The organism is Sorangiineae bacterium MSr11367 (genome assembly GCA_037157805.1).
Lineage (GTDB): Bacteria > Myxococcota_A > Polyangia > Polyangiales > Polyangiaceae > Pendulispora > Pendulispora rubella.
The window spans coordinates 14,176-26,853 of the sequence record CP089983.1 but is presented as its reverse complement, the minus strand read 5'-3'; the positions used below and the strand labels follow the sequence as shown (position 1 = coordinate 26,853).

Here is a 12,678-nt window from a genome sequence, read left to right as displayed (position 1 = left end):
ACCATCAGGCTGGCAGAAATCCGCGGTCTACGTCATAGCTAGTACCTCGATGTCGCTCAGCCGAGGTACCGCGCTGGTCTGGATGGGCATCGCCGCGGTGGTCCTCCCGGCGTGCGGCGGGCCGCTGCTGGCCAAAGATGGAACGGTCATCGTGGGGCAAAAGGGTGCCGGCGGCGCCGCCGTGGTCACCCCCAATGGGCTCGAGATCCACGACAACGGCGACATCCCGCGTCGCGTCGTCTCGCGCTCGCCCGACGATCCGTGGCGCGCCCCCATCGGCTTCATCGTGCCCCGCAATGGGCGATTCACGCTGACGAGCAGCCCCACGTTGCTGGCGACCCAGGGCCTGGGCATCGCCATGCGCCCGAGCGATACACGGGTGCCTGCGTGGGGCGGCGAGGTGCTCGTGCGGATCGACGTCATTGCCCCCGCGGCCGAAGGCACCGCGCGCATGGGCGAGCAGATCGCGCTCGTGCTCGACGGCGAGGGACAAGATACGCGCGCCTTGGTCGAGACGGCGCTGGGTCAGATGGCCTCGCGCGACCGCTTCGCCGTGATCGACGCGCGCGGGCCGCGGCTGGTGTTGCCGTCCATTCCGGGTTCGCACCAGGCCATCGGCAACGCCGCCGTCGCCAAGCGCCTCTCGTCGGAGGGACGGGAACGCCGGCCGCGGGATCTCGCGGGGGCGCTTCGGCTTGCGACCGCCGCCGTGGAAGGCAAAGGAACGAAGCGCGTGGTCGTGCTCAGCGACGGCGGCGACGCTCCGAGGCTGACCGACGCCACGCGCACGGAGCTCGAGAAGATGGTCGCGGGCGGCGTCATCGTGAGCGCCATCTCGTCGACGGAGAAGGCGAAAACCGGCGTGGTGGCCGACATCGGCATGGCCGGCATGGGCTTCGTGGGCATCGACAAGGCGCTCGAAGCCCGGCAAAACGCGGTGCGCACGGCCATTCCGCCGTCGGGCGATCTGCGCTTCGAGGAGCTGTCGCTCCACTTCGAGGGAAGCCCCTCCCCGTCCCACGTCATCGAGGCTTCGGGCGGCGACGTGCTGTGGAAGCTCGACGCGGGCGAGGTCATCCTGGGGAACATCCGCGCCGGCGAGGCCCGCACGGAGGTACTTCGCGTCAGCGTTCCCGCCTGGGTGCCCAACGAGCCGTTCTACTTCACGGTCATTGCACACTACAAAGAACCGGGCACCGGCAACGAGCGCGATCTCACGGCGCGCCTGCCGTGCATCTACGACGACAACATCGAGCGCATCGCCAAGTCCCGCCACGGCGACGTCATCGCCTACGCCTCCGCATTGGCTACCCTGCGCCGCCTCGACTCCGCCTTCTTCGGCGACGGCGTCACCAACGCCGGCGGCATCCGCGCCTTGGCGGAACTCCACGCCCGCTCCATGACCCTCCTGGCGCGCGACACGAAAGACCCCGCCATCCACGAACAAGCGGACGTCCTCAACAGCCTTCTCCGCGTGGCCGAATAAGAGAGAGAATTCACAGGAAGGGGGGGAAGGCGGGAAGGGATAGGCGCGAATCCCACCGCGCACCGAGGCTGGTTTGGGTTTTCATTTGGCTCACAAGGCCAACTGAAAACAAAAAAAAGCCTAGGCACGCGGTGGGATTCGCGTTGTTTCCCTCCCCGCCTCCCCCCCTCCCTGTGAATTCTCTCCTAGCTGGCCAAGCTGCGGAGGGCTGTTTCGCAGTCGTCGGCGAGGAGTCGATTCCCGACTTTGCGGGCGAGGGTGCGGGCTTTTTCGAGTTCGATGCGGGCGCGGGAGGATTCGCCCGTGCGCTGGAGGAGTTGGCCGAGGAGGGTGCGGCCGTTGACGGCGTCCCAGGTGTAGTCGTTGCTCTCGGCGTAGGCGATGCCCTGGCGGAGTTGCTCTTCGGCGGTGGCGTCGCCGTTGATGCCGTCGAGGAAGGCCAAGAACATGCGATTCTGGCTCGCCAGGCGCGCGAAGCTGCCCTCGACGCACAACTCGAGCGACTGCCGGAAGGCACCGTAGGCGCGCGGCAGATCGTCGAGGCGCACGAGGAAGTCGCCCAGGTTGTGCAGGTTGGCGGCGACCTCGTAGGTGAGCCCCAGCGAGCGCGCCATGTCGATGGCCGTCTCGGCACCCGATGCGGCGCCGCGGAAGTCGCGCGTGAAGTAGTCGATGAGCGCGCGCACCTTTTGGCGCTCGCACGTGGCGGCGGCGTCGTCCCACGAGACCTGTTCGGCGCGGGCCAGCACCGAGAGCGCACTGCGCCGATCGCCCAGGCCGGCGTGGGCCTGCGCGCGGTACAAGAGCACGCGGTGCTCTTCGGCCTTGTCGCCCTCGCCGGTCACGATGCGCTCGACCCGCTCGAGCATCGACACGACGCGCTTGAAATCGCCCTGCCGCGTCGCCATGTCCGCGTAGGCGAGCAGTACGGCCTTGGCCAATGTCTCGTCGTTCTCGGCGAGCCGCTCCGCATCGGCAAAGTGCGAGCGCGCAATCTCGAAATTGTGCAGCGACGTGAGCATGGTCCCCGCATGCACGCGCGCCTGCACCCGCTGCGATAGCGCCGCATCGCTGTCCACGCGACCGACCACGCGCGCGCACAGGTCCACGGCCTCGGGGCACGAACGCACCATGCGCGCCGCCTGGGCGAGGCCGCCGAGCCAGCGCACCAGCTCCTCGGGCTCGTGCGCCGCCAGATCCGCGAGCGCGATCGCCCGCGCATAATCGCGCACCGCCGCCTCGAGCTGGCGCGCGGCCAGGCGCAGATCGGCGCTCTTGGCAAAGTACCCCGCGGCCAACCCGCTCTTGCCCGCCTCGTAATAGTGCGCAGCCACGCGGGCCGATTGCTCCCAAATTTGGTCGCCCTGCACGTGCTCCAGCGCACGCGCGGCGACCGCGTGCATGTTGCGCACGACCTCGGGCGGCAGCGCATCGAGCACGACCTCGCGCAGAATGGGCGAGACGAAACGAAGTTCGGCGGCGCCCACGTGCACCATGAGCTCGCGCCGATCGAGCTCCGCCAACGCGCCCTCGAGCACCGATACCGGCTCCTCCAGCATCTCCGAAAGAACGGTAACGTCGACCCGATCGCCCAGGATGGCCGCGGCCTGCAGCACGGTTTTCTCGGCCGCCGGCAGCCGTGCCACGCGCGATGCGACGAGCCCGCGCAGCGTCTTCGGCAGCGCGAGATCTTGACCCACGAGGCGCATGGCCGTGACCTTTCGGTCGACCACGGACACCGCTTGCCCATCGAGCAAGGCCTTGAGCAGCTCCTCGATGAAGAGCGGATGCCCCCCCGCGCGGTCGCGCACGAAACGCGCGAGCTCGTCGGGGACCCCATCGATCCCCAGGCGCGTGGCCACGAGCTTCGACGCATCGTCCGCCGTGAGATCGGTCAGCTCGAGCGCCGCATGCTCCGGCCTTTTTTCCAGCGAATGCGCGAACCCCGCGCGCGCCGCGAACAGGAGCACCAGGCGCGAGCGCGCGAGCTTGCCCACGGCCGAATCCAGCACGTCGAAGCTGTCCTGGTCCATCGTGTGCGCCGAGTCCCAGGCCAGCGCATACGGCTTGTCCTCGCAAAGCCGGGCCAACATCCGTGAAAGCGCTTGCTTGAGCGAGTTTTTCGCATTTGCGCCCACGGTGGGAAGAGCGGCGCCCAATGTATTCAGGAGCGTCACCACCTCCGCCTCGGAAAGGCCCAGGGCACGCAGCCGCGGTTGCACCGAAAGCACCCGCTCCGGTGAATCCGCCTCGGAGAGGCCGCACAGCACCTGCAACATGCACGCAATGCCGGACAGCGGAATGTCGCGACCGCGCGGCGGGCACGTGGCCATGTAGAACGCAACGTTGTATCCACCTTTGCGCAGGCGACGCTCCACCTCGTAGAGGAGGCGCGTTTTTCCGACGCCGTGGTCGCCACGCAAGGTCACGATGCGCGCGCGCCGCCGTGTGGCCAGCGCGAGGGATTCACCGAGAAAGCGCAACGCTCCTTTGCGACCGACGAATCGGCCGAAGGTCTCCGCGGTGCCGCGCACCTCCTTGACGACGAAGCCACTGAGGCCTCGGCGGGGACCGTCGTCGTCGTCGAGCAGCGGGTCGAGCCCGAAGAACCCTTTCACCTGGCGCGTCGCCGCCGACGAGAGCGCTGCTCGGCCGGGACGTGTGCGCGCAAACTCGCGCGCCGTCGTGAGCAGGGTCACGAGGCGCTCGTCCTCGCGAACCTCCGCCGTCTCCTCGTCGCCGCCCTCGCCCTTGCGCACGGTGACGTGAATCCTCGCGGCATGAATGCCCGCGCTGGGCGCCATGGCATCGCCCGGGCGCGCCCCCATGGCCCGAAGTGCAACGAGTGCGCAGCGTGTGGCCACCTCGGTGTCGCGCCCGTCCGGTTCGTCGAGGCCGAAGAGCACCGCGATGTGCTCCGGCGTCTCCCCCACGACCCGCCCGCCGTAGCGCTTCACCATCGTGATCGCGCGGTCGGCCTGCTCTTGGGAATCGCGCTGCGGAAACTCGATGACCAGCGCCGTCACCTCGCGCCGCTCGCCCACGTCGCCCGAGCCCACGATGCGCACACCCGTTTCCACGGGCGGCGTGATGGACACGCTGCTTCGGTGCGGGACCTCCACCGGGGTGCAGTCGCTGGCCTGCAACGTCTCACTGCTGGCCCCCTCCAGGATGCGCCCCGAGAAGACCGGCGTCGCCCCGGACTCGTCCGAGCGGAAGCGCGCGAAGAACTCGGCCAGATCGTGGGCGCCGTAGCGGCTTTGCTGCGCGTACAAGAAGGCGAGCAGCGCCTCGTACATACGCCCCGCATCGGAGAAGCGGTCGGCAGGGTCTTTCGCCAACGCGGTGTTCAGAATGGCGATCAGCTCCGCCGGAGCATCCGAGCGCAGAAGCTCGACCGGCGGATATTCGCCCGCCTGCACGCGGCGCAATGTTTCGAACGTGGTCGGCGCACTGAAGGGATTCACCCCGGTGACGCACTCATAGAGAACCACACCCAGCGAGAAGAGATCGCTCCGCGCATCGACGTTCTCGCCGCGGGCTTGCTCGGGGCTCATGTAGCCGAACTTGCCCTGGAGCTTGCGCATCCGCGTGTCTTCTTCGAGGTTCGCCCCCACGGCAACGCGCGCCTTGGCGATGCCGAAATCGGTCACCTTCACCTCGCCCTCGAGGGAGATGAGCACGTTCTGCGGCGACACATCGCGATGGACGATGCCAAGCGGGCGCATGTCCTCGTCCCGGCGGCGATGCGCGTGGTCGAGGCCCTTGGCGATTTCGGCCGCCATGTACGCGCACATGTCGACGGGCAGCGCCATTTGTTGGCGGCGGCAGCGGGCCAGGAGCGTGGCCAGGTCGAACCCGTGCACAAACTCCATGGCCATGAAGTAAGCGCCGACCGCAGGTTCACGCTCACGGGCGGACGCCGGCTCGGCCAAAACACCTGCCAGCGCACCGTCGGACGAGGGTCGCGACGACGGCGGAGATGACGACGGCAGCGGTGCAATGCCGAGGTCGAACACCTGAACGATGTTGGCGTGCGAGAGGCGCACCGCGAGCTTGGCCTCGTGGATGAACATGTCCACGAACTCTTGGCTGCGCGCGAGCTCGGGCAGGATGCGCTTGATGACCAGGACTTTCTCGAAGCCCTCGACCCCGAAACTCTTCGCTTTGAAGACTTCGGCCATGCCTCCTTGCCCGAGACGCTCGAGTAAGCGGTAGCGGCCGAATGTAGTGTTCATGATTCAATCCCCGCCATGGCGGGAAGCCTCCCCATCCCCGTCGCGCGCACGAGCGCGGCTATAGCACACGACACCATCGTGAACCCGATCGTCAAACGCGTTTAGTGCGTTCGCCCTCCATTCGACATTTTTGCTCCCGGCCCGACCGCTCTTGAGGGGCTGCTGTCGGCGCCTATCGTACTCGTTTGGTACCAAATGGGGTTCGTGATGGCCATGGGTGCCACAGGCATAAAAGGCAACACGTCGTCGATCCTTCTTGTTCCCCGAACGATAACCACGAACCAATGACGCCGCGTGTCGGCAACTTGCCACTTTGGACCGTTTGAGAGCGCTGGGGAACCCTGATTGTTCCCGGCCGAATGCGAATCTGGATTAGTTGTGGACAATTGGGAATCACGCGACACACGCGAAAGCGGAAGTTGCAAGTCGCGTTCGAAGCGAACCATGCGCGCGGCCGCCTCGACCAGTGTCCCGGATTCATTTCCTATTTTCGTCGGTTGGGACGGCACATCGAACCTTGAAGACGGGGCACCATCCACGACGATCTCCACCGACGTGACATCGACCCACGGCGCCGCACGCACGCGGATGTGGGCAATGCTGGCACCGTCCGACCTCAACACTAATTCGTCGCCAGGTCGCGCGATCTCCTCATTTTTGGCTCCCGATCGCGCCTCGACCTCGACAATCGGACCGCTCGTGACCACCGCATGCCCGCGCTTGAGGTTGGCCACGACGTCGAGCGGATTCAGTCCGGTGAGATCTCCATCGGCGGCTTGGCCTACGTCGACCATGGTGCGCGGGTAGCCTGCCCACTGGTACTGAATGCTGTGCGAGTCGCTGCTTCCGGTGGCGGTGATGTGGCGCCCTTGGTTGAGAAAGCCGAAGTAGTCGCGAAGCACGAGATCGACGCGCTCCTGCGATTGCATCTCGTAACCGTTGTAGACCTCGATGCTGTCGAAGTCGGTGCGCATGCGGGGCGGAGGCCGGCCGTGCGGGTCGAAGCCCATCGCGTCGAAGTAGCCAATTTCCTTGGAGAGCCGCGGATGGTTCACTTGGAGGATGCGGTTCGGATCGCCGCGCCGCGCGGCGTCGAAGATGGCACTGGGGTTCGTGTGCCGAAAGGGCGGAACGGTCGCATCGAGTGGATATGGAAACAGACCGAAGTGGCCAAAGTACGGGATGAAGGTGGTGATCTCCACGCCGGGGACGCTGCTCATTTCGCGGGTCAGCTCCAAGCTTTCCAGCGCGGGTGCGTAGTTGCCGACCACGTTGTGTTCACTCGGAACGGCGAAGTCGACGCCGGCCGCGGCGAGCGAGAGGACGCGGTCTTCGACGGAGACGGGCGTGTCGAAGCTCGGACGCGCATGCACGTGGAGATCGCATCCGAGCACGCCAGGCGTGGGGACGACGTGCCGAAGATGGAGCTCGAGGGACACGGTGCGATCCCCAGCGAGCTCGATGGTCTTGGCGTCCACGGTGTACTCGATTCCTTTGGTGGCGGACACGCGGTAGCGCCCGGCGGGAAGTGGTGTTGCGACCTCGCCGCGCAGAGCATCGACGATAGGGCCCGCACCCGACGCGCGGTAGTCCGGGCCGAAACTCGGATCGAGTGTACCGTCGATGCCATGGACGATGAGGCGCGCGGTGAGCGGTGCCTGCGTGTCGGGATCCACGATGCGCACACGCAGCTCGCCACCCGGTGAGACGTCGAGGCGCAGATCCCACGGTGTGCCGGGCTCGAACACGATGGGCGCGCTGGTGCGATCGAGGCTCTCGGCCGCGTACCATTTGTTGACGGTGCGCGGCACGTCGAGTGCGAAGCGGCCTTCGTTGTCGACGGAGGTGCGCACGGAGGGGGCGCCGGATGCATCGAGCCCGAAGACGTGCGCGCTACCGCGGCGCGTGCCCGTGACCACGCCATGGACGGGCTCGGTCGGGATCTGGCCTTGCGCGAAGAGGGTTCCCCAGAGATCGCCCGCGGTGCCTGCGACGGCGATGCGCAGATCGGCGATAGCGTCGCGCGCGGGCGGGCTCGACAAAATGAGATCCATGGGACCATCACCGTGTTCGTCGTCGGGGCCGTGCGTGGGGTGCCTTCGCACGTCGAGCGGGCCTTGCGGCGAAACGACGCCGAGGGGATGCACGTCGTCTTCGCGTACGGCCACTCGTCCTGATACGCGGGCGGCATCCGAGATCTCTCCCACCCCGGAGACGAATGCAGGCGCCCCGCCTTCCAGCTCCACGGCAATCGCGAGCGCATGCGCGGTGGCCGCGATCGGATCGGCAAGAGAGAGCTCGGCCGCGAGCACGGCGGTGGCGGGTTTCGAAGCCTCGAGGTGAAAGGTCACGGCCCCGGTGATGGCCTCCCGTTCCAAGTCGACCTCGAAGGTCCCGCGCACACGGCCGTCGGGCAACACCGCGACGTCGGATAGCGACAGCGGGTGCAAGTCGCCATCGACGCCCAGCGCGAGGTCCATCGGGATCGCGTGGGCGTCGGCGCCGAAGACGGCGGTGATGCGCGCAGGCTCGATGGCGAAGGGACCGAGGCGCGGTGCATTCTTCGCGACGGCGGTCCCGCGCGGGGGCCGGGGCACGGCGCGCCCGGGGCCGCGCGTCAGGGCAAAACCGAGCAAGCCCGCGAGGATCGCCGTGGCGATCCAGTCGCCGCGCTTCATTGCAAGGCCGCGACGACGGCCTCCGCGCGCGCGCCGGCGAGGGTGACCTTGCGTGTCGCCCCATCCAGCGTAAGACGCACGGACACTGCGACGCGATCGCCCAGGGCCCGGATGGCGTCGTCGCCCCACTCGACGGCGAGGATGGCGCCATCGGCGCGGCGTTCGGCCAAGTCGAGGCGCGCGATCTCGAGCGGCAGGCGCTCGGGGGCATCGAGGAGGCGGTACAGATCCGCGTGCAGCAAGGTGCCGCGCGAGATCGCGTACTCCTGCACCAGGTTGAACGTGGGGCTCGAGATGGCCACGTCGCTGGGTACGCCGAGCGCGCGGGCCATGGCGCGAACGAGAAACGTCTTCCCTGCCCCGAGATCGCCGCTCAGGACGAGAAGATCGCCCGGCTCGAGGACCGCGGCGATGGCGCGACCGAGGCGCTGCGTGTCCTTGCGCCGGTGGAGCTCGAGCTCGATCAAAAGCGAAGCACTCCCCGCGCGCTCGCCCCGGCGAAGGCCAGCGTGCCACCGCCGCCCGGCGCCACGGCCAGATCCGCGGACAGCTCGACGGCCGCCTGCTCGCTGAGGGCCATGCCCAGTACGCCCGCACCGCGCGCGAGAAAGCGGGTCGTCTTGTTGCCGCCCAAGGTGAAGAAGGCGCCAATCTCCGCCTCGGGACCCGCGTACATGCGAAGCGAGGGCACCACCGTGCGCATGTAGCGCGCGCCGCCTTCGAACAGGAGGGCCTTCGGTCCGGCGAGCGCTCCGCCGAAGTCGGCCCGAAGTTCGAGCCCCGGGAGCACCTGCTCGAGCGCATACCCGAGGCTGCCGCTCAGAAACAGCGACGTCGCCGTGCCCTGCGCATTGTCGGGCCGCACGAAGGCCGAGAGAAACCCGAGCCCCGCGCCCACCGCCAAGGGACGTCCTTCGCCGTACGGCTTCACGGCCTCGGGCTGCGCCGGCGCGGGTGGCGGCGGCGCCACTTGCACCGTCGTTGGAGCCGGAGGCTGCGCCGGCGTCTCTTGCGGCGGGGGAAGCGCGGGCGATGCGCGTTCCCACGGAATGGGCGCATTCGCGATGCCCTCGGGACGAAGCAGCAGCGCGAGCATCTCGCCGATTTGCGGCACCGCCTGCGCCGCGTCGATCTCCCGCGCGAGCGACTCCACGCGGCCGCTCTTCACCTGGCAGACCTCGATCTCGAGGCGGTATTGCCCAGGCCCATGGGGCTCGACCCGCGCCGACATCGTCCATTGGGAGCTCGACGCACGGCCCGCAGCACGAAGCTCCTCGCTCGTGTCCGCGACGCCGTCCTTCACCGCCATTTCGGCGGTGAGCATCTCCGAGGGGGCCGGCTGCGTGTGGCCCCCCTTGGCGACCGCGTTCTGCGCAGCTCCGCGTGCCGCCTCCAAATCCGCTTTGCTGGCCGCGCTGTTGGTCCCTGAAAAGGGAAGCACCGCGACCTTGTCCGCAAACGCCTGCGCGCTCGAAAGAAACAACGCGAGCCCCGCCCCCGCGGCAAGCGTAGGGCGGCATGCCGCGGCGCGTCGTATGAACATAGTTAACTCTACTGATTTGGGTCTCGTAAGGGTCTCGAAATTTTCGGTACGGTCGAACCGCGGCAGCGAGACAATCCCGGCGGGGCCGGCGCGATGCTCGGTTCTGTGGACGAGGATCGCAATAAGGTTTGGCGTCCCTCGTGTACGGCAGCGGACAAGGGCGCCGGCCTCGCCGGGATCGTCCCGCTGCCGCTGCTCGCTTTTCGCGAGAGTTTCGATTCGAAACCTAACCCCGAGCGGTGAAGTTAAGTCTCCGGCGCGGGTTCTCCGGCCGCTTCGCCCTGCGAGGCGAGCTTTCCTTCTTCTTCCTTCTCCTTCGGTGCGTCCTCGGCCTTCTGGGGCTTCTTCTTCTTGCCCGTGGGCGATGCCGCGATCGTGGGGCCCGTCTCCTCGTCGCCCTCGGTCACGCTCTCCCGGCCGCTCTCCTCGTCCTCCTCCTCGTCGTCGTCTTCAACCACGGGGGCTCGGGCTTTCTTCCGCTTGGCCGGTGCCGCCTCTTCGATGGTGCCAACGGCCATGGCCATCTTGGGATTGCGCCGCGCGTTCTCCCAGTAGCGTGCGTAGAAGTAGCAAACGAGGACGCCGGTGATGACGCCGATGAGCTGGCTGGTCGACAGCTGCATGTTCACCTGGCCGCCGAACGACGCAGGTCGCAGCTTGATGTACGCCACGACGGCCGGCACGAACGCGAGCACGCGCGCCACGAGACGCGCCGTCGTGTTCTTGATGCCCAGCGCCAACCCGAAGACGAAGCCGATCGCGAGAATGAACAACGAGGCCGGGATGAGGAGGTGTTCCGCCATGACCGGGCCGTAGTTGCCGCGCTCGTCGTCGTCGCGGATCATCTCGAGCAGGAAGCGGATGGTTCCGTAGGCAAAGACGAAGGTGAAGAAGATCTGCCCGCGGAAACGCTGCGTTTTACGCTGCCAGAGCAAGAGGCCCAGCAGCGCGAGCCCGATGACCGACTCGTAGATTTGCGTCGGGTGGACGGGCAACGATGCGTTCGTCTTGGTGACGATGCTGCCGAGATCCGTACCTTGAAAAAGCTTCAGGTGGCGCGAGTACGCCGGCGAACCGCCGCCGTCCGCGCTGAGGGTGCCCGCCGCCCAGTGCGGGAAGGTGCCCATCTTCTTCAGCCAGCCGGGCGCCGTATCCGACAGGCGCGTGCCGAAGTCGCAGCCGAAGAGGTAGCAACCGATGCGGGTGATGAAGAGGCCCGACGCCAAGCTGGGCACGGCCACGTCGGCCCACGGCATGAGGCGAATCTTGTTGCGCGCGAGGTACGCCCAGCTCCCGAGGAAGCCCCCGATGAAGCCGCCGTAGGCCACGAGGCCACCGCTGCGCAGCGCGAAGATCTTGCCGAACTCGAAGACGTGCGTCGTGTCGTTCTCGAACTCTTCCAAGTTCGTGACGACGTAGAGAAGACGCGCACCCACGAGCGCCGCGATCGCCGTGAAGACGTAGCAGTTGGCCATCGTCTCCTTGGGCAGGCCGTCGCGCTCCGCCAAGGTCAGCGTGAGGTACCACCCCACGACCAGCGAAAGGCCGAGCATGACTCCATAAGAATAGATGGGCAGGTTCGGCGATTCGAATTGCGTGGCGCGGAAAAAGTACGCCGACGCACCAGCGACCACTGCGAACAATCCGCCCAGCAGGAGTCCGTCCCGTTCCTTGCGACGATACGCGAGGAACGCGTAAATGGCCGAGAAGACGGCCACCGCCACCAGACCCCACCAGAGCTTGAGCGGCATGTGGGGTAGAGGAATGCGAAACAGAATGGGATGCATTGGTGGAAATGGTTTCTACACCAAATCCCTGCGCCGAATCGTGCTACGCACGGAAAAAGAATGACGAAGAAGGAGATGATGCGGATTTGGGGTGTGGGGCTTCTCGGCGGGCTTTTCGGCTGTGTTCCTCCGGGAAACAGCACCCCGTCGGATGCCGGAAGCACGACGAACGTCTCCCCGACGCCTTCAGCTCGGCCATCGCGACCGCCCGCGTCGAATGTGCTGACCAGCACCTTCGAAGACAATTTCGAGCGTACGGTTCTCAAGCCTGCCGCCGCGGCGTCGGATGCCGGCGCCGGCCAGTCGGAAGCGGGCCGCAATGACGCGGCGGTTTCTGCATCGTCCTCGTCGTCCTCGTCGTCCTCGTCCGCGGACGCGCTAGGTCCCAATTGGCGTCAGGCCAATACGGACGTTTGGCACATCGAAAATGGAAAGCTCTGTGGCCAGGCGGCCCGCAACCACGGCGTTTGGATGACCCGCGCCATCCCCGTGAATGCCCGCATCGAGTTCGACGCGATGAGCGATTCACCCGACGGCGACTTGAAGGCCGAGGCCTGGGGGGACGGGCAGTCGTCGGCGACGGCCATCTCCTACACGAACGCCACGAGCTACCTGACGATCTTCGGCGGCTGGAAGAACAAGTTCCACGCGCTGGCCCGCATCAACGAGCACGGCAACGACCGTAAGGAGGTCAAGGTCGACAAGGCCTCGGACGATCCGCGGGAGAAGCCGGTGTTCGCCGGGCAGATTTACCACTTCAAGATCGAGCGAGCCGACGGCAAGACCGTGCGCTGGTTCGTCGACAACCTCGAGATGGCCTCGTTTGCCGACGAGTCTCCGCTCGCCGGCCCGGGCCATGAGTTCTTTGGCTTCAACGATTGGGAAGCCAAGGTCTGCTTCGACAACGTGAAAGTAACGCCTTTGTAGGAAGGCGGAGGCACCCGGG

7 protein-coding genes are annotated in these 12,678 nt (G+C 67.0%); 2 read left to right on the top strand and 5 right to left on the bottom strand.

The features are described 5' to 3' along the window. Positions 1-49: 49 nt before the first annotated feature. On the top strand, positions 50-1,486 hold the full coding sequence (locus LVJ94_00105) for a hypothetical protein (GenBank protein ID WXB05666.1): 1,437 nt from the start codon (positions 50-52) through the stop codon (positions 1,484-1,486). A 185-nt stretch (positions 1,487-1,671) separates the two neighbouring features. Here the strand turns inward: LVJ94_00105 and LVJ94_00100 are convergent, their stop codons facing one another. The 5 genes from LVJ94_00100 to LVJ94_00080 form a co-directional block, all read right to left on the bottom strand. Next, positions 1,672-5,724 carry a protein kinase gene (locus tag LVJ94_00100; protein WXB05665.1) on the bottom strand — a complete coding sequence of 1,351 codons (4,053 nt, stop codon included), beginning with the start codon at positions 5,722-5,724 and terminating at the stop codon, positions 1,672-1,674. A 101-nt stretch (positions 5,725-5,825) separates the two neighbouring features. Next, complete coding sequence (locus LVJ94_00095; GenBank protein WXB05664.1) at positions 5,826-8,402, bottom strand: CehA/McbA family metallohydrolase; 2,577 nt, start codon at positions 8,400-8,402, stop codon at positions 5,826-5,828. Further along, entirely contained in the window at positions 8,399-8,869 is a 471-nt protein-coding gene (gene tsaE / locus LVJ94_00090) for a tRNA (adenosine(37)-N6)-threonylcarbamoyltransferase complex ATPase subunit type 1 TsaE (GenBank protein ID WXB05663.1), read from the bottom strand. The genes LVJ94_00095 and tsaE overlap by 4 nt, the downstream gene beginning before the upstream one ends. Then, positions 8,866-9,945 carry a hypothetical protein gene (locus LVJ94_00085; GenBank protein ID WXB05662.1) on the bottom strand — a complete coding sequence of 360 codons (1,080 nt, stop codon included), beginning with the start codon at positions 9,943-9,945 and terminating at the stop codon, positions 8,866-8,868. The genes tsaE and LVJ94_00085 overlap by 4 nt, the downstream gene beginning before the upstream one ends. A gap of 245 nt (positions 9,946-10,190) precedes the next feature. Further along, positions 10,191-11,732 carry a prolipoprotein diacylglyceryl transferase gene (locus LVJ94_00080; protein WXB05661.1) on the bottom strand — a complete coding sequence of 514 codons (1,542 nt, stop codon included), beginning with the start codon at positions 11,730-11,732 and terminating at the stop codon, positions 10,191-10,193. Between the two features lie 60 nt (positions 11,733-11,792). Between LVJ94_00080 and LVJ94_00075 the strand changes: the two genes are divergently transcribed. Next, complete coding sequence (locus tag LVJ94_00075; protein WXB05660.1) at positions 11,793-12,659, top strand: hypothetical protein; 867 nt, start codon at positions 11,793-11,795, stop codon at positions 12,657-12,659. Positions 12,660-12,678: the final 19 nt, after the last annotated feature.